Here is a 22,079-nt window from a genome sequence, read left to right as displayed (position 1 = left end):
GGACGACGACGGCGGTGCGCCCGGAGGGTGCGGACGTCGCCCGGCGGATCGCCGCCGCCGGGCACGGGGCGGCGCGCGCCCGGCTGCGGCTCGCCGCTGACGCACCCGGCTCCCGGGTCCGCCACGGCGACGGGTGGCTCGCCGTCGTCACCGGCGTCGACTCCAACAGCGACAACGGCGTGGTGAGCGAGGGCGGCCTGCGCCCCGACGCCGCCGTCGTCGCCGATCTCGCGACGTGGTTCCGCGCCGCCGGGGTCCCGGCGTCCTGGCTCGCCGCGCGGCCGGACCCCGTGCTCACGGAGGCGCTCGTGGCGGCCGGGGCGGTGCCCGAACGCACCGGCCACTGGGCCGGCCGTGAGCTCGCCGGCGCCGTCCCGGACGGCGACGTCGGCGCCGTGGCGGAGATCCGGCGCGTCACGACGACGGCGGAGCTCACCGCGTGGCTCGACGTCGCCGAGGCGTGCGGCTGGGTCGAGAACCCCGACGACCGGGCCGCCGTCGCCCGCCTGTCCCAGGGCATCGGGCTCGGCCACCCGGATCTCGCGTCCTGGGTCGCGTGGGCGGGGAGCGACCCGGTGGCGATGGCGACGACGTTCCACGCCTCCGCCGCGGCGCTCGAGCTCGTCGACGTGGCGGTGCTCGAGGCGCAGCGGCGCCGGGGGATCGGACGCGCCGTCGTCGCCCACGCCGAGGCGGAGGGACGACGGCGCGGCGCGGGCCTCGTGGTCACGGCGCCGAGCCCGGAGGGCTGGGAGCTGTTCCGTGCGTGCGGGTTCGTCTCGGTGCCCGTGGAGCCGGACGTCGCGTTCTACCTGCCCTGACGCGGGGGAGCGTCAGAGCTTGAGCTGCCACTCCCCGGACGCGCCCGCCGGGCGGTAGCCCATGGCCACGTTGATCGCGAGCATGTACGAGTTCTCCTCCGCGTTCCACGTGCCGACGCGGGAGATCCCGTCCGCCTCGGACTGCAGGTACGCCAGGTTCGCGAGCTTGACCCAGAGGCCCAGCCGGTGCCCGCGGTGCTCCTTGAGGACGAGCGTGTCCTCCTGGTGCGCGATGCCCGGCTTCCCGTCGGTGCGCATGAGCATGGTGAACGCCGCGAGCCGGCCGGTCTCGACGTGCTGTGCGGCCGTCAGCCAGTAGCCCTGGCCGCGCCTGCGGTGGTTCTTCTCGTAGTCGAGCACCCGGGCGGCGTCCCAGGCGTCCTCGGTGAACTCGAGGCCGCCCATCGGGGTGTCGGTGCTCATCCGCGTCTCCATGAGCGCGAAGTCGTCGATCCACCGTTCCGGGGTGTCGTCGCGCCACTGGACGAGTCGGTAGGCGTCGCCGACGGCGGCGTCCGCCTGCCGCTGCAGGGGCGTCAGCACGTCGTCGGGCACCGGCAGCTCCTGCCTCGACCGGCGCGAGACCTGCTCGAGCGAGAAGCCGCGAGCGAGGGCGAAGCGGGTGCTGTCGGTCCGCGGGACGACGCCGGTCCCGGTGCTCGGCACGAGCCGCGCCGCCGGGTCGGTGGGCTCCTCGGCCGTGTGGTCCGTCGTCACCATGACGGTCCGCCGGCCGTGCTCGCGCACTGTGGCCAGCGCGGCGTCGTACAGCGCGGCGCCGATGCCCTGACGGCGGTGCTCGGGCCGTACGAAGACGCCGATGAACGCGAGGTGCTGGTTGTCCTTGACCGGGTACTGCGCCGACGCCGCGCCCAGCACGTCGTCCGGCGTCGCGATCTCCGGCGTGCCGGGTCGGACGGCGACGAACCAGTCCTTCTCGTAGTACGTCGTCGTGTTGAGGCTGACCACCACCTGCAGGGCGGTCGGCACGTAGTCGGCGTCGCCGATGTCGTGGAGCGACGCCGCCGTCTCGGCGTCGACGGCGCCGCGCACCGCCCACGCCTCCGGGGCGTCGACGGCCGTGGGCACGGCGACCGGTCGGATCTCGACATCGCTCATGTCTCGAGGGTGACGTGCGACGGCGCCGCCGTCACGCCATTAACGACCATCCCCTACCCTCGCTGGAGGTGTCGGGCGAGACGGAGGCCATGGATGGAAGCGGGCGGCGCCTTCATGGTGCTCATGTTCCTGGGGTTCGGTGTCATCGTCGCGCTGGTCCTCGTCTTCTCGTACCTGAGCGCGAAGAAGCGCCGGGAGGCGTTGCAGGCCTGGGCGCACTCCCGCGGCTGGACGTTCACGCAGAACGTGCCCCAGCTCGTCGGACGCTGGAAGGGGCCGCCGTTCGGCACCGGCAGCGGACGCAAGGCGTACAACGCGCTGACGGGCGTGGTCCAGGGGCGGCAGGTCGTGTCGTTCGGGTACCAGTACACGGTGCAGTCGGGCAAGAACAGCACCACGTACCAGTTCCACGTCGTCGCCCTCTCCCTCCCGGTGCCGCTGAGCTGGCTGCAGCTGCGGCCGGAAGGATTCGGGACGTCGGTGGCGAAGTTCTTCGGCGGTCAGGACATCGAGTTCGAGTCGATCGCGTTCAACGAGCGCTGGCGGGTGGAGGGCCCGGCGGGCAAGTACGCGTACGACGTGGTGCACCCGCGCCTGATGGAACGTCTGCTGTGGCCCGACGCCCTGGGGCTCAACATCCGGATCGAGGGCTCGGACATCCTGGTCTGGGCGTCCGGGCACCAGGACGTGCGACAGATCGACAGGTACCTCGTCGTGCTCGACGCGATCGTCGACTCGATCCCGCGGTTCGTCTGGCAGGCGCACGGGTACGACCCCGCCGCCCGCTGACGACGACGACGGCGACGGCGTCGCTCGCCTCGCGCTGACGACGCCTGCGGGAGCGAGGCGTCAGAGTGCCGTCAAGGACGACGGCGGAGGCGTCAGAGGTCCGTCAAGAGCCGGCTCTGGCGCCGGTCGGCGGGCGTAGAACGGTCGATGCGCACCGCGAGGGTGCGCCGGTTGTGAGTGCGCGGCGGGGGCGCCGTGCGCTGACGACCGACCGTCGTCGAGAAGGCGCATACGCATGGCCGACCTGGCCTACATCCTCCTCACCGTGGCGTTCTTCGCCGCGATCGCTCTCGTGGCCCGCCGCCGCGGCTCCTCCTCCGGGAGCAGGCGATGAGCGCCGCCGACTGGACCGGCATCGTCCTGACCGTCGTCCTGCTGGGCTACCTCGTCGTCGCCCTGCTCCGCAGCGACAAGGTGCGGTGAGCCCTGCGATGACCACCGAATCCGTGGTGGTCTGGGCCGCGCTCGCCCAGATCGCCCTCGTGCTGGCGGTGCTTGCCGCCGTTCACGTGCCGTTCGGCGCCTACATGGCGCGCGTCTACAGCTCGCCGAAGCACCTGCGCGTCGAGCGCGCGGGCTACCGGCTCGCCCGGGTCGACCCCGACGCCGACCAGACGTGGAGCACGTACCTCCTCTCGCTCCTCGGTTTCTCGCTCGTGAGCGTGCTCTTCCTGTTCGGCCTCGGCCGCCTCCAGGAGTACCTCCCGTGGAACCTCGGCTTCGTCGGCCTCGACCCGGCGGGCGCCTGGAACACCGCCGTCTCCTTCGTGACCAACACGAACTGGCAGTGGTACTCCGGCGAGGCGGCCGCCGGCCACCTGTACCAGATGGCCGGCCTGGCCGTGCAGAACTTCGTCTCGGCCGCCGTCGGGATGGCCGTCGCGATCGCGCTCGTCCGCGGCTTCGCCCGGTCCCGCGCCGACGGCCGGATCGGAAACTTCTGGTCCGACCTGACGCGCTCCGTGACCCGGATCCTGCTGCCGATCGCCTTCGTGGCCGCGATCATCCTCATGGCCAACGGCGTCATCCAGAACCTGCTCCCGCACACGCCCCTCGACACGCTGATGGGGGACTCGCAGAGCGCGCTCGGTGGCCCGGTCGCCTCGCAGGAGGCCATCAAGGAGCTCGGCACGAACGGCGGCGGCTTCTTCAACGCGAACTCCGCGCACCCGTTCGAGAACCCGAACCCGTTCACGAACCTGCTCGAGATCCTGCTGATCCTGGTGATCCCGTTCACGTTGCCGCGCACCTTCGGCATCCTGGTCGGCGACCGCCGGCAGGGTGCCGCGATCGCCGGTGTGATGGCGACGCTGTTCGCCGCGGGTCTCGCGCTCACGACCTGGGCCGAGATGGCCGGGCCCGGCGCTGCACCGCAAGCTGCTGGCGCCGCGATGGAGGGCAAGGAGGCCAGGTTCGGTCTGGCCGCGTCAGCGCTCTTCGGAGCCTCGACGACCGGCACGTCCACCGGAGCCGTGAACTCGATGCACGACTCGTTCACCGCACCAGGCGGCGGCGTCGTCATGTTCAACATGCTGCTCGGCGAGATCGCGCCCGGCGGGGTGGGTGCCGGCCTCTACGGGATGCTCATCGTCGCTGTCGTCTCCGTGTTCATCGCCGGCCTCATGGTCGGCCGCACGCCCGAGTACCTCGGCAAGAAGATCGGCCAGAGAGAGATCACGCTCGTCGCGCTCTACGTGCTGACCATGCCGGCGATCGTGCTCCTCGGGACCGCGGCGTCCGTCGTCCTCCCCGCCGGCCTCGCCGGCATCCAGGAGTCGGGGCCGCACGGCCTGTCCGAGGTGCTCTACGCGTTCACGTCGGCCGGCAACAACAACGGCTCGGCGTTCGGCGGTCTGACGACCGGGACGCCGTACTACAACACGCTGCTCGGGCTGGCGATGCTCGCGGGCCGGTTCGTGCCGATCGCCCTCGTCCTCGCTCTCGCCGGCCGCCTGGCCTCGCAGAAGGCCGTCCCCGCCGGGTCCGGCACTCTGCCGACGCACCGCCCGCTGTTCGTCGGGCTGACCTCCGGCGTCGCGCTGGTCGTCGTCGGTCTGACGTTCATCCCTGTTCTCTCCCTCGGTCCGATCGTGGAGTCCCTTTCATGAGCACGTCCCTCACTCCGACCCGTCCGGTCCCACCGGCCCCGGCCCCGGCCTCGGCCAAGCCCGGCAAGCGGCGGGCGCGAGCGCTGACCTGGGCCCAGGTCCGCTCGTCCCTGCCGGCGGCGCTGCGCAAGCTCGACCCGCGCGAGCTCTTGGGTTCGCCGGTCCTGTTCGTCGTCGAGCTCGGGGCCGTCGTCACGACCGTGCTTGCCGTCGTCGAGCCGAGCGGGTTCGCGATCGCGATCGCCATCTGGCTCTGGCTCACGGTTCTCTTCGGCACGCTCGCCGAGGCGATCGCCGAGTCCCGCGGCAAGGCACAGGCCTCGAGCCTGCGCGCCACGCAGAAGCAGACGACGGCGCGGCGCGTGGACGCGCCCGCCGACACGCTCGCCACCGGCACCGGGCTCGACCGGCTGCCCACGGTCGAGGTGCCGTCCTCCTCGCTCGCTGTGGGCGACGTCGTCGTGGTCGCTGCCGGTGAGACGATCCCGGGCGACGGCGACGTCATCGAGGGCGTCGCGTCCGTCGACGAGTCGGCGATCACGGGCGAGTCGGCCCCGGTCATCCGGGAGTCGGGTGGCGACCGCTCGGCTGTCACCGGCGGCACGGTGGTGCTGTCCGACCAGATCGTCGTGCGCATCACCGCGCCTGCGGGCAGCACGTTCGTGGACCGCATGATCGCGCTCGTCGAGGGTTCGGAGCGGCAGAAGACGCCGAACGAGATCGCGCTCAACGTGCTGCTGACGACGCTCACGATCGTGTTCGTGCTCGCCGTCGCGACGCTCCAGCCGTTCGCGATCTACTCCGGCGAGCGGCAGTCGCTGCTCGTGCTCATCGCGCTCCTGGTGTGCCTCATCCCGACGACGATCGGTGCGCTGCTCTCCGCGATCGGCATCGCCGGCATGGACCGGCTGGTGCAGCGCAACGTGCTCGCGATGTCCGGCCGCGCCGTCGAGGCGGCGGGCGACGTCGACGTCCTGCTCCTCGACAAGACCGGCACCATCACGCACGGCAACCGGTTCGCGACAGAGGTCATGCCTGTCGGGCAGGTCACGGCGCAGGAGCTCGCGGCCGCGGCCCGGCTCTCCTCGCTCGCCGACGAGACCCCGGAGGGGCGCAGCATCGTCGACCTCGTCGAGCGCGTCTACCCGAGCGTCGCCGCGGAGGCGCACGACGGCGGCGAGCTCGCTGACGCGGAGCTCGTGCCGTTCACGGCGCAGACGCGCATGTCCGGGATCGACCTGCCCACGTCCGGCCCGAACGCCGGGCCGGGAGACCTGCGTCGGATCCGCAAGGGCGCCGGCAGCGCCGTGGGCCGCTGGGTGCACGCCAGCGGCGCCCACGTGTCCGATGCTGCGGCGGCGGAGCTCGCCGCCCACATCGAGGCGGTGTCCTCCCAGGGTGGGACGCCGCTCGTCGTCGCCGAGCAGGTCGGCCGCGGGCCGGCGCGCGTGCTGGGCGTGGTCCGCCTCAAGGACGTCGTGAAGGACGGCCTGCGCGAGCGGTTCGACGAGCTGCGCGCCATGGGGATCCGCAGCGTCATGGTCACGGGCGACAACGCCATCACGGCACGGGCCATCGCCGCGGAGGCCGGCGTCGACGACGTGCTCGCCGAGGCGACGCCGGAGGACAAGATGGCGCTCATCCGCCGCGAGCAGGAGGGCGGGCGGCTCGTCGCGATGGCCGGCGACGGCACGAACGACGCGCCGGCGCTGGCTCAGTCCGACGTCGGCGTCGCGATGAACACGGGCACCACCGCCGCCAAGGAGGCGGGGAACATGGTGGACCTCGACTCGAACCCGACGAAGCTCATCGAGATCGTCGAGATCGGGAAGCAGCTGCTCATCACGCGCGGTGCGCTCACGACGTTCTCCGTGGCCAACGACATCGCGAAGTACTTCGCGATCCTGCCGGCGATGTTCCTCGCGCTGTTCCCGCAGCTGGGGGTGCTCAACATCATGCAGCTGTCGAGCCCCGAGTCGGCGATCCTCTCGGCGGTGATCTTCAACGCGCTCATCATCCTCGTGCTCGTGCCGCTCGCCCTGCGGGGCGTGAAGTACCGGCCGTCGTCCGCCTCGGACCTCCTGCGACGCAACCTGCTGATCTACGGCGTCGGCGGCCTCATCGCCCCGTTCATCGGGATCAAGCTCATCGACCTCGTCGTCAGCGCCCTGCCGGGCTTCTGACCCGCCTCGACCGCACGAAGGACTTCTCTCATGGCATCGTCCGACTCCGCCCCCGCCGTCCAGCCGTCCGGCGCCGGCACCCTCGTCGCCCTCGTCCGCCAGTCGTGGGCAGGGCTCCGCGTCCTGCTCCTCGCGACCGTCGTCCTCGGCCTGATCTACCCGCTCACCGTGACCGGCATCGGCCAGGTCGTCTTCCCGTGGCAGGCGAACGGGTCGCTGGTCCGCTCCGACGGCACCCATGCCAATGCCGTCGACAGCGACGGTGACGACGGCGCCCCCGTCGTGGGGTCCGTCTTGATCGGTCAGGCGTTCGGGGCGCCGGGGGAGTCCCCCGAGTGGTTCCACGGGCGCCCCTCGGCGGCCGGAGAGGGGTACGACACCCTCGCTTCCGCCGGCTCGAACCTCGGCCCGAACAACCCGGATCTCGTGGCGATGATCGAGGAACGGCGCGCCGCGGTCGCCGCGGAGGACGGCGTCGACCCGGCGTCCGTTCCCCCCGACGCGCTCACGGCGTCGGGGTCCGGTCTCGACCCGCACATCTCCCCGGCGTACGCCCTCCAGCAGGTGAACCGCGTCGCCGAGGCGCGCGGCCTGACCAGCGACCAGGTCCGGGCGATCGTCGACGAGGCGCTCGCCGGGCGCGTGCTCGGGGTGCTCGGTGAGGAGCGCGTCAACGTGCTCGAGCTCAACCTCGCGCTCGTGCGACTTGGCTGATCACGGCCGGGCTGGTCGACTACACGCATGAGCGACCCCGCCGTCGACCCCGGCTCCGCGCCGTCCGCGGGCGCGGAGCCGGGCAGGCGCCCGGGGCGGCTCACCGTGTACCTCGGTGCCGCCCCGGGCGTCGGCAAGACCTACGCCATGCTCGACGAGGCGCAACGCCGCCGCTCGCGCGGCACGGACGTCGTCGTCGGCCTCGTCGAGACCCACGGCCGGGCCGCGACGCTGGAGAAGATCGGCGACCTCGAGATCGTGCCGCGCCGTGTGGTGCGGCACCGGGGTGTCGAGCTGACAGAGCTCGACACCGAGGCCGTGATCGCCCGCGGGCCTGAGGTCGCGCTGGTCGACGAGCTCGCCCACACGAACGCGCCCGGTTCGCCGCACCCGAAGCGGTGGGAGGACGTGGCCGACCTGCTCGCGGCGGGCATCGACGTCGTCACGACCGTCAACGTGCAGCACCTCGAGTCGTTGAACGAGGACGTCGAGGCGATCACCGGCGTCCGGCAGAAGGAGACCGTGCCGGACCACGTCGTGCGTGCGGCCGACCAGATCCAGCTCGTCGACATGTCGCCGCAGGCGCTGCGCCGACGACTGGCCCACGGGAACGTCTACCGTGCGGATCAGATCGACGCGTCTCTTGCGTCGTACTTCCGCGAGGGCAACCTCACGGCGCTGCGCGAGCTGGCGCTGCTGTGGCTCGCGGACCGGGTCGACGACGCCCTCACGCAGTACCGCACCGAGCATGCGATCGCGGGGGTCTGGCCGGCGCGCGAGCGGATCGTCGTCGCGGTCACCGGCGGTCCGGAGAGCGCGACCCTGCTGCGGCGCGGGGCGCGCATCGCGGAACGCGCCGCGGGCTCGGAGCTGCTGGCGGTGCACGTCCTTGCCACGGACGGGCTGCCGACGGCGCCGCCGGCCGTGATCGCCGCGGACCGTGCGCTCGTCGAGTCGCTGGGGGGGACGTTCCACACCGTGGTCGGCGAGGACGTGCCGTCCGCGGTCGTGGACTTCGCGCAGGGCGCCAACGCGACGATGGTCGTCGTAGGCGTCTCGCGGCACTCGCGCTGGCGGGAGGCGCTCCTCGGGTCCACGTCCACGGAGATCGCCCGGCTCGCGGGCGCGATCGACGTGCACCTGGTCACCCACGAACGCGCCCGCTCCGGCGCGCGCCCGCTCGCGTCCAGCGCGCTCTCGCCGAGCCGGCGGTTGGCCGGGTGGGTGCTCGCCTTCGTGGCGCCGCTCGCGCTCACCGGGCTCCTCGTCCTCGTCCAGGAGGACGTCAGCGCGTCCACCGAGCTCATGCTGTTCCTGGCGGCGGCGGTGGGCGTGGCGCTGGTGGGCGGCCGGTGGCCCGCCGTCGCGTGCGCCGCCGCCTCGTTCCTGTGCCTGAACTGGTTCTTCACGGAGCCGACCGGCAGGTTCACGATCGCGGACCCGGAGAACCTGCTCGCGCTCGTAGTCTTCGTCCTCGTGGCAGCCGCCGTCGCCTCCGTCGTCGACCTCGCCGCACGGCGGGCGTCCCAGGCGTACCGGGCGCGGGCGGAGGCCTCGACGCTCGCCGCGCTCTCCCGGTCCGTGCTGTCGGGCGAGGACACGGCCGACGCCGTCGTCTCCCGCCTCGCCGAGACGTTCCAGCTCGCGCACGTGGCACTCGAGGAGCGTGTGGCGGAGCGCGCACCGTGGACGACGATCGCCGAGGCGGCGCGGTCGACGGCGTCGCCCGGCGGCGGCGGCTCCGGCTCCGGCTCTGATTCCGACGACGACCGCACCATCGTCCGCATCGACGACACCCGCCGCCTCGTCCTCACCGGGCGGCCCCTCCCCGCGGGCGACCGGCAGGTGCTCGAGGCGTTCGGCACCCAGGCCGGCATCGTGCTGGAGCACCGGCGCCTCAGCGCGCGGGCCGAGAAGGCGCGGATCCTCGAGGAGGCGGACGCGACGCGGACGGCGCTGCTCGCCGCCGTCTCCCACGACCTGCGCACGCCGCTCGCCTCGATCCGGGCCGCCGTCGACGGCCTGCGCTCCGACGCCGTCGCACTGGATCCCGACGACGAGGCGGCGCTCGTCGACACTGCCGCAACCTCGACGGCGCGGCTCGAGCAGCTCATCGACAACCTGCTCGACGCGTCGCGGCTGGAGTCCGGGGCGCTGTCGCCGGTGCTTCGGGACGTGTCGCTCGACGAGATCGTGCCGCTCGCCGTCGACCCGTTCGCCGACCACGTGAGCCTCGAGGTGCCGGACGATCTCCCCCTCGTCCACACCGATCCCGGGCTGCTGGAGCGGGTGGTCGCGAACATCGTCGCCAACGCCGTCCGGCACGCGCCCGGCGGCGTGCCGGTGCGGGTGCTCGCCGCGAGGGCCGGGGACTCCGTCGAGCTCCGGGTCGAGGATCGTGGCCCCGGCCTCGACGACGCCCGCAAGGCCCGGATGTTCGAGCCGTTCCAGCGCCTCGGCGACGTCAGCGGCACGGGCCTCGGGCTGGGCCTCGCCGTGGCGGCAGGGCTGTCGCGCGCAGTGGGTGCGACGATCGCCCCGGAGGACACGCCGGGCGGCGGCCTGACGATGGTGCTGACCGTCCCCATGGCCGGAGGGTGAGGCGCTCGTGAGCGGAAGTGGGGACGGCAACCGCATCCTGGTCGTGGACGACGACGCCGGGCTCCTCCGCGCCCTGGGGATCAACCTGCGCGCCCACGGCTGGGAGGTGACGACGGCGGCCACCGGCGCGGCCGGTCTCGACGCCGCGGGCCGCGCCCATCCCGACGTGATCCTGCTCGACCTCGGGCTGCCGGACATCGGCGGCCTCGAGGTCATCGAGGGCATCCGCGGCTGGAGCCAGGTCCCGATCATCGTGCTGTCCGCGCGCCAGCTCGGCGACGACAAGGTCGACGCGCTCGACGCCGGCGCCGACGACTACGTGACGAAGCCGTTCGCGATGCCCGAGCTGCTCGCCCGGCTCCGTGCCGCCGTCCGGCGCTCCGCGCTCGTCGGTGAGCCCGACGAGCCAGTGGTCAGCGCCGGCGATCTCGAGATCGACCTCGCTCGGCGCGAGGTGCGGCGGTCCGGCGAGCCGGTGCGCCTCAGCCCCACCGAGTGGGCGCTGCTGGAGCAGCTCGTCCAGCATCGGGGCCGCGTGGTGGGTCGGGAGCACCTCCTGCGGGAGGTGTGGGGCCCGACCGCCACCCGCGAGGGGCACTACCTCCGCGTGTACGTGGCGCAGCTGCGGCGCAAGCTCGAGGACGACGCCGCGGCGCCCCGTCACATCCTCACGAGCCCCGGCATGGGCTACCGCTTCGAGGAGTGAGGACTCCGTAGCGAGGAACGAGCGGAGGAGGATCGAGACAGGTGCCCTACGCCACACCCTTCGCGGCGAGGACGCGGCGCGCGGCGTCGTCGACGATGGCGGCGAAGTCGGGATCGGCCTGCGCCTTCGCGACGACGGCGGCCACCATCTCGGCGGCGATGCTCGGGTCGGCGGACACGAGCACGATGTCGGTCCCGGCCTCGATCGCGAGGATGGCCCGGTCGGCGGGCGACCACGCCTGGACCTGCTCGGCGGCGGAGACGTCGTCGGTGACCACGACGCCGTCGAAGCCGAGCTGGCCGCGCAGCAGGTCGCTCACGATCTCCCGGGAGAACGCCGCCGGCGCGTCCGGGTCGATCTGGCTGTACACCGCCGTCGACGTCATGACGAAGGCGGCGCCGGCGTCGATGCCGGCGGCGAACGCCTGGACGCTGGCGTCGTCGGCGGTCGTGACGTCGTCGACGACACCGGCGGTGGTGTCGGTGTTCTCCGTGACCCGGCCCAGCCCGGGGAAGTGCTTGATGACGGTCTCGACGCCGGAGGCGCGCATGCCGGCGCTGAAGGCGTTCGCATGCGAGGCGACGGTCTCGGCGTCGTAGCCGAACTCCCGGTGGAAGTACCCGATCGGCGGGTTCGCCGCCGCGGCCTCGGGGCTCGCGACGACGTCCATGACCGGGGCGAGGTTGAGGTTGATGCCCGATGCGGCGAGCTCGGCTCCCCACGTGGTGGCGTCGGCCTGGAGCGTGGCCGGGTCGAGAGCGCCCTGGTCGAGCGCCGTGGGGATGTCGGAGAAGCCCGGCCCGCGCAGGACCTGCACGTTGCCGCCCTCTTGGTCGGTGGCGACGAGGAGTGGGACGCCGCCGGTCGCCTCGTCGGTCACGGCGGCGGTCAGCTGCTCGACGACGGCGGCCGTCGCGTCCACACCAGCGTTGGAGCGGCCGGCGAGGAACACGTTGCCGACGTGCGAGGCCGTGATCGCGTCGAGGGTCACCTGCTCGGCGGTCGCGGCGTCCGTGCCGACCATGAAGAGCTGCCCCACGCGCTGCTCGAGGCTGAGGTCGGCGAGCGGGTCGGCCGTCGGGCTCGGGGTGGGCGTGGCCGACGGCGTCGGGCTGGTCGTGGCGGTGGGGCTCGGCTCGGGCGTGGGTCCGCTCGCGGGCGAGGTGCACGCCGCGGTGACCAGGAGCAGGGCGGCGGTCGTGGCGATGGCCGGCACCCGCGCGGCGCGGCGGGCCCTGCGGTCGGTGCGGGCGTGCGAGCGGATGGGGCGCATCGATCCATCCTCACCCCTGGAGCGAGGGTGCGCGGTGCACGCTCGGCTGCGTGTCCGCTCCTGGCGCCACGGCCGCGGCTCAGCCCGCGCCCGCGGCGGCCGCCGCGATCGCTCGCTCGATCGGAGCGTAGTGCGCGGCGACGGCGGCCCGGTAGGCGTCCGGATCGCTTCGCTCGGCGGCGTCGAGCATCTCCGCGTGGGCTCGCGCGGTCTCCGCGAGCGCGTCGGGAAGCGTCACGTCGAGCCGCGGCAGGACGGCGACGTGCACGTCCCAGAACGCAGCCACAAGCTGTCGGACGAGCGAGTTGTCGACGCCGTCGAGCAGGAGAGTGTGGAAGGCGCGGTCCTGGTCCCCGAACGGCACACCCTGCTCCGCGAGAGCAGTCATCTCGTCGACCAGGTCGTGGAGGGCGGGATGCTGCTCCCCGGCGAGCGACGCCAGGATCTTGTCGGTCATCGCGACGTCGAGGGCCTGGCGCACCTCGAGGACCTCGCGCAGAGCGCGGAGATCGTCGCCCGGGCTGAGGACGCCGCGGAAGACGAGCGTCTCGACCAGGGCGTCGAGGCTCATCGTGCCGACGTACGTGCCCCATCCGTGCCGGACTTCGACGATGCCGAGCGTGGCGAGGGTCTTCACGGCCTCCCTGACGCTGGACCGGGAGACGTGGAGCAGCGAGCACAGCGCGGCCTCGGTGGGCAATGCGTCGCCCGGCCGCAGGCCCTCGGTGAGTATGTACTCCTTGATCTGGTCCACGGTTGCCGCTCTGCGGCTCCGGGCAGCGATCGGCGGCGGGCTGGGGGTCTGGGCGAGCGCGCCGCCGTCCGTGCGTGCAGAGACGCCGAGACCGTCACCTGACGTCGTCACCGTTCTGGCTGACCGATCCACCATCGAACGAACGCTCCTTGACCGAGGGGTGCCTCGGAGTCTACGGTGCCTCACACGTCAGACATCAGACGTCAGGCGTCAGGTCACCAGTCTCCGGAGGTCCCGTTGTCGAGGAGCACCGCACGTCCCCCCACGGGGTTTCGCACCATCCGTCGCGCTCTCAGCGCCACCACCGCCGTCGGTCTCTTGGCCGGGCTCGCCGCATGTGCTTCCGCGGGGAGCTCCGAGGAGCAGGAGGGCGACGGCACCCTTGCCGGCGACGTCCTCATGTGGACGAGCTTCACCCAGGGCCCGCGCGCCGAGTACATGGAGGACATGGCCGCGCGCTTCGAGGAGGAAAACCCTGGCGTCTCGATCACCATCGAGACGTTCGCCTGGCCGGAGTTCTACACGAAGTGGACCACCGGCCTCGCCTCCGGCCAGGTGCCCGACCTCTCGAGCGCGCTGCCCACCCACGTGGTGGAGATGATCGGGGCCGAGGCGCTCGTCCCCGTCGACGACGTCATCGACTCGATCGGCCGCGACCGGTTCTCCGAGGCGGCTCTCGCGGAGGGGCAGGTCGATGGCGTCAGCTACTCCGTCCCGATTTACACCCACGCGCAGGTCATGTGGTACCGCAAGGACCTGCTCGCGGCCGCCGGGCTCGAGGTGCCGCAGACCTGGGACGAGTTGCGCCAGGCTGCAGAGGTCCTCACGAGCGACGACGTGTACGGGCTGTCCGTGCCGCTCGGCTCCAACGACATGATGGCCACGCGGTTCCTCAACTACTACGTGCAGTCCAACGGCGAGACGCTGCTCAACGAGGACGGCACCGCGAACCTCACGTCGCAGGCCGCGCTGGACGGCATCGAGTATTGGGTCGACATGTACGAGACGACCTCCCCCGAGGGCTCGATCAACTACGCGGTGCTCGACCAGGCGACGCTGTACTACCAGGGCAAGACGGCGTTCGACTTCAACTCCGGGTTCCAGATCTCCGGCGTCGCCGATACGTCGCCGGACCTGCTTGACCAGATCGCTGCTGCCCCGCTGCCGCGCATGGACGCCGATGACCCGATCTATGGCGGCGAGACGTCCAACACGCCGATGGTCGTCTGGCAAGCGAGCGACGTGCAGGAAGAGGCGAAGGCGTTCCTCGAGTTCCTGTACCAGGACTCCGATTACATCGACTTCATCCACTCCGTGCCGGGTGGCATGCTCCCGGCGCTGTCGGACATCTCGGAGGACCCGGCGTACCTCGACGAGCCCACGCTCCAGCAGTTCGCCGACACGGTCGACGTCATTGAGGAGGCCGTCCCGCTCGGGACGGCGATCGGCATGGAGGAGGGCCCGCGGATCCAGGCAGGCATCCTTACCAGCCAGGGTGTCATCGAGGGGATGTTCCAGTCGATCATCCTCAATGACGAGCCAGTCGAGGATGCGGCAATCGCGGCCCAGGAGCAGCTGGACAGCCTCTTCGCCTCGGCCGGCGCCGAGCTGGGCTGAGGATGACGGCCCTCGCCGAGCAGCGGCCCGCGCTGGCACCGTCCGGCGGCCCCGCACCGACTCGACCGTCGGTGTGGGCCCGCCTGACCCGGATCGACAAGGTCGGTGTCGCATTCGTCCTTCCGAGCGCCGTCGCCGTGCTCGGGCTGCTGATCTACCCGGTCCTGTCGAGCGTCTACTACAGCCTCACCGACCAGAACCTGCTGCGCCCGAGCCACGATCTCGTCTGGCTGGAAAACTTCCGGCAGCTCGTGACGAGCGACGCGTTCTGGAACGCGTTCGCCACCTCGATCCGGTGGACGGCGGCATCGATCGTCGGTCAGCTCGCCGTCGGGATGGTTCTCGCACTCTGCCTCGACAAGGTCCGCCGGCTCCAGGGCCTGTACCGGGTGCTGCTCATCGTTCCCTGGGCATTCCCGCCGATCGTCATCGCCTTCGGCTGGAAGTGGATCCTCAACGACGTCTATGGCGTGCTGCCGAACCTGCTCACCCGGCTCGGCCTCACGGACAGCAACGTCAGCCTCCTCGCTAACCCGACCACAGTGTTCTGGACGGTGCTCGCGATCAACGTCTGGTTCGGGGCGCCCCTGTTCATGGTGAACATCCTCTCGGCGCTCAAGACGATACCGAGGGAGCAGTACGAGGCAGCCACGATGGACGGCGCCAACGCGTGGCAGCAGTTCTCGTTCATTACGCTGCGCAACATCCGCAACGTCATCGGGCTCCTCGTCATCCTCCGCACGATCTGGGTGTTCAACAACTTCGACCTGCTGTTCCTGCTCACTGGTGGCGGTCCTGGCGAGATGACGACCACGCTGCCGATTTTCGCGTACCGCACGGGCTGGGGGCTGCACCAGCTCGGCATGGCCTCCGCCGTGACAGTCCTGCTGCTCGTGTTCCTGCTCGTTGCGTCGCGCGTCGCGTTCGCCGTGCTCAGCAGGTGGGAGAAGGAGGACCGATGAGCACCGCCCGTCTCACGAAGAGCGGCGCCGGGGCGCTCCGGCACGTCGTCCTCGCCGTCGCATCGATCGCGTTCGTCTTCCCGCTCGCGTGGATCATCCTCTCGTCCGTCAAGACCGGTGCGGAGCTGGCGAACAATCCCCTGGACGTCCTCCCTGACGAGTTCACGCTCGCGAACTACCGCCGGGTGCTCGAGGATCTCGGCTTCCTGCAGAACCTGCGCAACAGCGTGCTCATCGCCGTCGTCGCGACGGCCGTGACGATCGTGCTGTCGACCCTCGCCGCCTACGGCATCGTCCGGTTCTTCCCGCGGTTCGGGCAGCGCCTGACCCGTGTGCTCATCGCGACATACATGTTCCCGCCGATCCTGCTCGCTGTGCCGTACGCGGCGATCATGGTCAAGCTCGGGCTCATCAACACGTACGCCGGGCTGATCCTTGCTTACCTCTCGTTCGCGCTCCCGTACGCGATCTGGATGCTCGTCGGCTTCTACCAGACGGTGCCTCTGGAGATCGAGGAGGGTGCGCAGATGGACGGCGCCGGGAAGGTACGCATCTTCTGGCAGATCGCGACGCCGATCGTGCTGCCGGGGATCGTCGCCACAGCCGTCTACACGTTCATCAACACGTTCAACGAGTTCCTCTACGCGCTGTTGTTCATCAACAGCACCGACCGGATGCCGGTGGCTGTCGCCCTGTACTCGCTCACCGGGTCCGAGGTGCTCGACTGGGGAGCCATGATGGCCGCGTCGGTCCTGGTCGTGGTGCCTTCGGTCCTCTTCTTCATGTCCATCCAGAAGTACATCGCCGGCGGTCTCGCCGAGGGGTCGGTCAAGTGACCGCCGCGCGCCTGCGCGCACGCCCCAGCACCCGAAAGGAAGCACCCGTGAGTGAAGTCAGGTACGGAGTCGTCGGCACCGGATACTTCGGTGGCGAGATCGCCCGTTACCTCTCCGGCCTGGGCGGCGCGCGCGTCGTCGCCGTGCACGACCCGGAGTTCGCCGAGCCGGTCGCGCAGGAGGTCGGTGCCCGCGTGGTGCCTTCGGTCGAGGAGCTGTGCCAGGACGCCGAGGTCGACGTCGTCATCGTCGCCTCGCCGAACTGGGCGCACCGCGACGCGGTCCTGGCCGCCGCCCGGGCGGGCAAGCCCGTGTTCTCCGAGAAGCCCATCGCACTGAGCTACGCCGACTGCGCGGCGATGATCGACGCCACCGCTCGGGCCGGGGTGCTGTTCATGGCCGGGCACGTCATGAACTTCATGGCCGGGGTCCGCCACGCGAAGCGGCTCATCGGGGAGGGCGCGATCGGTGACGTGCTGTTCTGCCGGGCGATCCGCAACGGCTGGGAGGAGCCGCAGGAGTCCGTCAGCTGGAAGAAGCGGCGGGACCTCTCCGGCGGCCACCTCTACCACCACATCCACGAGCTCGACCTCGTGCAGTCGATCATGGGCTCCCCGGAGACTGTGACGATGGCCGGCGGCAACGTCGCGCACGACGGCCCGCAGTTCGGCGACGAGGACGACCTGCTCCTCATCACGCTCGAGTTCCCCGGTCAGCGGTTTGCGGCGCTCGAGTACGGGTCGGCGTTCCGGTGGCCCGAGCACTACGTGCTCATCCAGGGCACGCTCGGCGCGATCCGGATCGACCTGCAGGACACGGGCGTCGAGCTCCGCACGCCGGGCGGCTCCCAGCGCTTCCTGCTGCACCGCAGCGAGGAGGAGGACGCCGACCGGACAGCCATCTACCGGGGCAGTAGCACCGACGGAGCGATCCAGTACGGCAACCCGCACCGTCGCCCGCCGATGTGGCTCCGCGGGATCATCGAGGAGGAGCTCACCTACTTCCACGGTCTCGTCCAGGGCGCGGACGCGCTACCGGAGTTCGCCGCCCTGACCGACGGGAGCGCGGCCACCGCGTCGATCGCGACAGCCGACGCGCTCACGCGCTCCCTGCGCGAGGGACGGAAGGTGGCGGTAGCCGAGGTCACGGCCGTCGTCGTCGGGTCGAACGCGTGAGCGGGACCGACATGACCCCCGACCAGACGCCGGACGCCGGCGCGACCCGAACGGAGCCCTCAGTGAGCGCCTCCCATCTCCGCGGGATCGTCCCGCCGGTGATCACCCCGTTCCACGCCGACGGGGAGGTCGACACCGCTTCGCTCGCTCGCGTCGTCGAGCACCTGGTCGGAGCGGGCGTGCACGGGGTGTTCGCACTCGGCTCCAGCGGCGAGGTCGCGTACCTCGGACGGGAGCAGCGGTCTGTCGTCCTCGACACCGTCGTGCGGACGGTGGCCGGCCGCGTCCCGGTACTCGCTGGCGCCATCGACCTCACGGCCCGCCGCGTCCTCGAGCAGGTGGACGACGCCGTCGGCGCCGGCGTGGACGGCGTCGTCACCTGCGCGCCGGTGTACGCCCGCAACGACCGGGCCGAGATCGCCGACCACTTCCGGGCGATCGCGGCCGGGAGCCCGGTGCCCGTCTACGCGTACGACATCCCCGTGCGCGTCGGGACGAAGCTGGACGCGGCGATGGTCGTCGCGCTCGGGAGCGAGGGCGTGCTGGCGGGGGTGAAGGACTCCTCCGGCGACGACGTCGGGTTCCGCCGGCTGGTCGCCGCCAACGCCGCCGCCGGGGCACCGCTGAGCGTCCTCACGGGCCACGAAGTCGTCGTGGACGGCATGCTCCTGCTCGGCGCCGACGGCGTGGTCCCCGGCCTCGGGAACGTCGACCCGGGCGCGTACGTGCGGATGTGGGACCTCGCGCAGGCCGGGGACTGGGAGCAGGTGCGCCCCGAGCAGGACCGGCTGGCGGCCCTGTTCGAGATCGTGTTCCAGGCGAGCGGGCGCTCGGGCGACGCCGCGGGCGTCGGTGCCTTCAAGGTGGCGATGCACGCGCTGGGTCTGCTCGATGCGCCGACCATGGCGCCACCGGTCGGTCCGTTCGACGCCGACACCGTCGCGCGGATCACGGGCATCGTGCGCGCCGCCGGGCTGCGGGAGGTCGCGCGCACGTGATCGTGGTGGGAGTCGATCTCGGTGGGACGAAGACCGCCGCGGGGGTGGTCGATGCGTCCGGACGCGCCGGCGAGCTGCTGAGCCGCCCGACGCCCGCGTCCGCCGGGCCAGACGCGGTGCTCGACGCCGTCGCCGCACTCGTGGGCGAGGTGCTGGAGCGGGCCGCTCGGGGGAGCGAAGGTGCTCGGCTGGGCGGCGTGGGGGTTGGCTCGGCGGGCGTCCTCGACGCCGTCTCCGGCTGCGTGCTCTCCGCGACCGACAGCATGCCCGGCTGGGCCGGCACGGACGTCGCGGGAGGGCTGCGGGAGCGGTTGGCCGACCGCGGGGTTCCGCCGCCGGCCCTGACGGTGCGCAACGACGTCGATGCCCACGCCCGTGGCGAGACGTGGGTCGGTGCGGGGGCCGGCGCGAGCAGCGCTGTCGTCGTCGCGGTCGGGACGGGCATCGGCGGCTCGATCGTCACCGATGGGCGCGTCTGGAGCGGGGCGCACTCGGTGGCCGGGGAGATCGGGCACGTCCCGGTGCCCGGTGCTGAGCACCTGCGGTGCGCGTGCGGCCGGATGGGCCACGTCGAGGCCATCGGTGCGGGTCCGGGCCTGCTGCGCCACTACCTGTCCCTCGGCGGCGACACGGGCACAGCTGACGCCCGCGCCGTCGTCGGCCGCGCCGCGAACGGCGACGCGCTGGCCCGCAGGGCGGTCGAGGAGTCCGCGAGCGCCGTCGGCCGGATGGTGGCGGGTCTCGTCACGACCCTCGACCCGGAGGTCGTGGTGGTCGCCGGCGGCCTCGCCGGCGCCGGCGAGCAGTGGTGGACCCCGATGGAACAGGCAGCTCGAGGCGAACTCATCGGGGTGCTGCGCGAGGTGCCGCTCCGGCCGGCCATGCTCGGCGCCGGCGCCGCTGTGGTCGGCGCCGCGCGGGACGTCTGGGAGGCAGTGTGACCACGGCGGCGAGTGTGCCGCCGGACGCCGTCGAGCGGCTCCGGGGCGGACTGATCGTCTCGTGCCAGGCGTATCCGGGCGAGCCGATGCGTGACCCGCGCACGACGGCGCAGGTCGCCCGCGCCGCCGTCGCCGGGGGCGCCGCCGGCGTGCGCGTGCAGGGGCTCGAGGACGTCGAGTCGACGAGCCACGCACTCGACGTCCCGGTGGTCGGGCTGTGGAAGCACGGCGACGCGGACGTGTTCATCACCCCGACGCTCGAGCACGCCGTCGGCATCGCCCGAGCGGGCGCGGACATCGTGGCTCTGGACGGGACCCGCCGACCCCGGCCCGACGGGCTGACGCTCGTGGAGACGATCCGCCGCCTGCGCGTGGAGGTTCCCGCCGTCCTCGTGATGGCCGACTGCGGATCGCTGGACGACGCGCTCGCCGCGCAGGTCGCGGGTGCCGACCTCGTGGGCACGACCCTCGCCGGTTACACGGGGGAGCGGGCGCGCACCACGGGGGCGGACCTCGAGCTGGTGGCGGAGCTCGTCGGAGCCTGCCGGGTGCCGGTCGTCGTCGAAGGCCGGGTGCACACGCCGGATGAGGCGGCGGCGGCCATGGCGCTCGGCGCGCACGCCGTGTGCGTCGGCACGGCGATCACCCATCCCACGACGATCACGTCGTGGTTCGCCCGAGCGGTGCAGGAGGCCCGGTCACACCCGGGCGAGGGAGCAGGGGAACGCGATGACGAGCACTGAGTGGACAGGGGCCGGAGTGGACGACGGCGCGCATGCGCGGGCGGCTGGTCCACGTACGCGCAGCGCGCAGACGGCCGCGCAGATCAAGGACCTCATCCTGGTCAACGGCCTGCGGCCCGGGGATGCGATGCCGACGGAGGCGGAGCTCGGCACGGCCCTCGGCGTGTCCCGCTCGAGCCTGCGTGAGGCGATGCGCACGCTCGCGACGCTCGGGATCGTCGAAGTGCGGCACGGGTACGGCACGTACGTCGGGGAGATGTCGCTCGACGCTCTCGTGGAGACGCTGGTGTTCCGTGGTGCGCTGCAACCGGGGGACGACCTGCGCGCCCTCCGCGAGATCATCGAGATCCGGCAGGCGCTGGACCTGGCGATGGCGGAGCGCGTGACCGGCGCCGTCGCGGGGACGCACGATCCCGGGCTCTGGGCGATGGTGCGTGAGATGGTCCGCCTGAGCGCTGACGGGTGCACCTTCACCGAGCAGGACCGCGCCTTTCACACGGACCTGCTCAGCCGCATCGACAACTCGATCATCGCGCCGCTGGTCGGGGCGTTCTGGGACGTGCACACCGCCGTCATGCCCCGGCTCGGGGTGTCCCTGCCCACCGATCTCGTGCAGACGGCCGGCGCGCACGAGGACATGCTTCGATCCGCCGAGTCGGGCGACGTGGGCGGCTATCGTGCGGCTGTGCTGCGCCACTACGAACCACTCGTCCGCTCGCTCGACCAGCACGTACCGGCGGCCGGGCGATGACCCCACCCGAGTCGGGCGGCGTCGTCGTCGGCGCGTACGCGTTGTTCGCCGGGCGCCCGCCGGAGGAGCTGCCCGCCGCCTACCGCGCGCTCGAGGGGCTGACGACGGCCGGTGCGCTGGAGATGCCGCTCGCCGAGGTGTGCGGTGAGACCCCGGGGTTCGACGTCGGCCCGGACGGTCTGCCGACCCTCGTGCCCGCCGGCTGGGGCGTCGTCGTCACGTGCATCCCCGCCGTGATGGGCCGGCTGGCCGCGGACCCGCGGTACGGCATCGCATCGACGGACGAGGACGGCCGCGCGGTCGCGGTGGCGGATGTGCGCCGGGCGCTCGACGTCGCCCGTCGCGCGGCTGAGCTCAGCGGACGGCAGCGCGTGCGCGCCGTCGAGATCCACAGCGCCCCGCGCGACGGCGGAGGGTCGGCGACGGCTCTCGCCGCCTCGCTCGCCGAGCTGTTGAGCGTGGACGGCGCGGGGGCACAGCTCGCGATCGAGCACTGCGACGCCGCCCGGCCCGGCCGGCGCCCCGAGAAGGGGTTCCTCGAGATCGAGGACGAGCTCGCGGCGATCGACGCCGTCGACGACCCGCGGGTGGGCCTCACGGTCAACTGGGGCAGGTCGGCGATCGAGGGGCGGTCAGCGTCGACGCCGGAGGAGCACGTCGCCCTCGCCGCGTCGCGTGGCCGGTTGGCGGGGTTGATGTTCTCCGGTGCGAGCGCCGTCGCCGGGGTGGGAGGCGGCGCCTGGGAGGACTGGCACGTCGCGCCGCGCGGCGCGGGACCGACGCCGGACGACTGGCGCGACAGCCTGCTCGACGCGGACCGGATGCGCCGGACCCTCGCCGCGTGCGCGGGCACCGCGCCGTCCTACGTGGGCATGAAGGTCACGGCGGGGCCGGCGAGCCGGAGCGTCGCGGAGCGCGTCGAGATCGCGCGGGCGGCGCTGGAGATGCTGCGCTCGGCAGTCCCGGAGCCCGCGCCCACGTCGTAGGG

The 22,079-nt window shown here is 72.3% G+C and carries 20 protein-coding genes; 17 read left to right on the top strand and 3 right to left on the bottom strand.

The window, feature by feature from the left end:
- The first annotated feature begins 14 nt into the window (after nt 1-14).
- Complete coding sequence (locus BCAV_RS19065; RefSeq protein WP_015884265.1) at nt 15-821, top strand: GNAT family N-acetyltransferase; 807 nt, start codon at nt 15-17, stop codon at nt 819-821.
- 12 nt (nt 822-833) lie between these two features.
- On the opposite strand, the gene BCAV_RS19060 is transcribed toward BCAV_RS19065, so the two are convergent.
- Entirely contained in the window at nt 834-1,940 is a 1,107-nt protein-coding gene (locus tag BCAV_RS19060) for a GNAT family N-acetyltransferase (RefSeq protein WP_015884264.1), read from the bottom strand.
- A 93-nt stretch (nt 1,941-2,033) separates the two neighbouring features.
- Here BCAV_RS19060 and BCAV_RS19055 point away from each other — a divergent pair, with 93 nt between their 5' ends.
- The 7 genes from BCAV_RS19055 (at nt 2,034) to BCAV_RS19030 (ending at nt 11,041) form a co-directional block, all read left to right on the top strand.
- Nucleotides 2,034-2,729 carry a type III secretion system chaperone family protein gene (locus tag BCAV_RS19055; RefSeq protein ID WP_015884263.1) on the top strand — a complete coding sequence of 232 codons (696 nt, stop codon included), beginning with the start codon at nt 2,034-2,036 and terminating at the stop codon, nt 2,727-2,729.
- 330 nt (nt 2,730-3,059) lie between these two features.
- Nucleotides 3,060-3,152 (top strand): K(+)-transporting ATPase subunit F, encoded by a 93-nt coding sequence (kdpF, locus tag BCAV_RS22365; RefSeq protein ID WP_083770098.1) that lies wholly within the window; start codon nt 3,060-3,062, stop codon nt 3,150-3,152.
- An 8-nt stretch (nt 3,153-3,160) separates the two neighbouring features.
- Complete coding sequence (gene kdpA, locus BCAV_RS19050; protein ID WP_015884261.1) at nt 3,161-4,837, top strand: potassium-transporting ATPase subunit KdpA; 1,677 nt, start codon at nt 3,161-3,163, stop codon at nt 4,835-4,837.
- Nucleotides 4,834-7,020 (top strand): potassium-transporting ATPase subunit KdpB, encoded by a 2,187-nt coding sequence (kdpB, locus tag BCAV_RS19045; protein ID WP_015884260.1) that lies wholly within the window; start codon nt 4,834-4,836, stop codon nt 7,018-7,020. Before kdpA ends, kdpB begins: the two co-directional genes overlap by 4 nt.
- 30 nt (nt 7,021-7,050) lie before the next feature.
- Entirely contained in the window at nt 7,051-7,734 is a 684-nt protein-coding gene (gene kdpC, locus BCAV_RS19040) for a potassium-transporting ATPase subunit KdpC (RefSeq protein WP_015884259.1), read from the top strand.
- A 27-nt stretch (nt 7,735-7,761) separates the two neighbouring features.
- A complete protein-coding gene (locus tag BCAV_RS19035) occupies nt 7,762-10,335 on the top strand; it encodes a DUF4118 domain-containing protein (protein WP_015884258.1) in 2,574 nt (857 codons plus the stop codon).
- A 7-nt stretch (nt 10,336-10,342) separates the two neighbouring features.
- On the top strand, nt 10,343-11,041 hold the full coding sequence (locus tag BCAV_RS19030) for a response regulator (RefSeq protein WP_015884257.1): 699 nt from the start codon (nt 10,343-10,345) through the stop codon (nt 11,039-11,041).
- A gap of 46 nt (nt 11,042-11,087) precedes the next feature.
- Here BCAV_RS19030 and BCAV_RS19025 read toward each other — a convergent pair whose 3' ends face one another.
- Together BCAV_RS19025 and BCAV_RS19020 are read right to left on the bottom strand one after the other, a co-directional pair.
- Nucleotides 11,088-12,314, bottom strand: a complete 1,227-nt coding sequence (locus tag BCAV_RS19025; protein ID WP_015884256.1) for a glycoside hydrolase family 3 N-terminal domain-containing protein — start codon at nt 12,312-12,314, stop codon at nt 11,088-11,090.
- A gap of 79 nt (nt 12,315-12,393) precedes the next feature.
- Complete coding sequence (locus BCAV_RS19020) at nt 12,394-13,068, bottom strand: FadR/GntR family transcriptional regulator (protein ID WP_245528893.1); 675 nt, start codon at nt 13,066-13,068, stop codon at nt 12,394-12,396.
- Between the two features lie 318 nt (nt 13,069-13,386).
- On the opposite strand from BCAV_RS19020, the gene BCAV_RS19015 reads away from it, so the two are divergent.
- The 9 genes from BCAV_RS19015 (at nt 13,387) to BCAV_RS18975 (ending at nt 22,077) form a co-directional block, all read left to right on the top strand.
- Nucleotides 13,387-14,685 (top strand): ABC transporter substrate-binding protein, encoded by a 1,299-nt coding sequence (locus BCAV_RS19015; RefSeq protein ID WP_043347559.1) that lies wholly within the window; start codon nt 13,387-13,389, stop codon nt 14,683-14,685.
- 2 nt (nt 14,686-14,687) lie between these two features.
- On the top strand, nt 14,688-15,647 hold the full coding sequence (locus tag BCAV_RS19010; RefSeq protein ID WP_015884253.1) for a carbohydrate ABC transporter permease: 960 nt from the start codon (nt 14,688-14,690) through the stop codon (nt 15,645-15,647).
- Complete coding sequence (locus BCAV_RS19005; RefSeq protein WP_015884252.1) at nt 15,644-16,483, top strand: carbohydrate ABC transporter permease; 840 nt, start codon at nt 15,644-15,646, stop codon at nt 16,481-16,483. The genes BCAV_RS19010 and BCAV_RS19005 overlap by 4 nt, the downstream gene beginning before the upstream one ends.
- A gap of 47 nt (nt 16,484-16,530) precedes the next feature.
- The gene (locus BCAV_RS19000) at nt 16,531-17,658 is read left to right on the top strand and encodes a Gfo/Idh/MocA family protein (RefSeq protein WP_015884251.1); all 1,128 of its coding nucleotides are present in this window, start codon (nt 16,531-16,533) and stop codon (nt 17,656-17,658) included.
- A 62-nt stretch (nt 17,659-17,720) separates the two neighbouring features.
- Nucleotides 17,721-18,656, top strand: a complete 936-nt coding sequence (locus tag BCAV_RS18995) for a dihydrodipicolinate synthase family protein (RefSeq protein ID WP_043350653.1) — start codon at nt 17,721-17,723, stop codon at nt 18,654-18,656.
- Nucleotides 18,653-19,597: an ROK family protein gene (locus tag BCAV_RS18990; RefSeq protein ID WP_015884249.1), complete on the top strand. Its 945-nt coding sequence runs from the start codon at nt 18,653-18,655 to the stop codon at nt 19,595-19,597. The genes BCAV_RS18995 and BCAV_RS18990 overlap by 4 nt, the downstream gene beginning before the upstream one ends.
- A complete protein-coding gene (locus BCAV_RS18985; protein WP_015884248.1) occupies nt 19,594-20,340 on the top strand; it encodes an N-acetylmannosamine-6-phosphate 2-epimerase in 747 nt (248 codons plus the stop codon). The genes BCAV_RS18990 and BCAV_RS18985 overlap by 4 nt, the downstream gene beginning before the upstream one ends.
- Complete coding sequence (locus BCAV_RS18980) at nt 20,327-21,091, top strand: FadR/GntR family transcriptional regulator (protein ID WP_015884247.1); 765 nt, start codon at nt 20,327-20,329, stop codon at nt 21,089-21,091. Before BCAV_RS18985 ends, BCAV_RS18980 begins: the two co-directional genes overlap by 14 nt.
- Nucleotides 21,088-22,077, top strand: coding sequence for a DUF4862 family protein (locus BCAV_RS18975; RefSeq protein WP_015884246.1), 990 nt, complete (start codon nt 21,088-21,090; stop codon nt 22,075-22,077). The genes BCAV_RS18980 and BCAV_RS18975 overlap by 4 nt, the downstream gene beginning before the upstream one ends.
- The last annotated feature ends 2 nt before the right edge of the window (nt 22,078-22,079 follow it).

Source organism: Beutenbergia cavernae DSM 12333, assembly GCF_000023105.1.
In the GTDB taxonomy this organism is placed as follows: Bacteria; Actinomycetota; Actinomycetes; order Actinomycetales; family Beutenbergiaceae; genus Beutenbergia; species Beutenbergia cavernae.
This window is presented reverse-complemented; position numbering and strand designations above follow the sequence as displayed.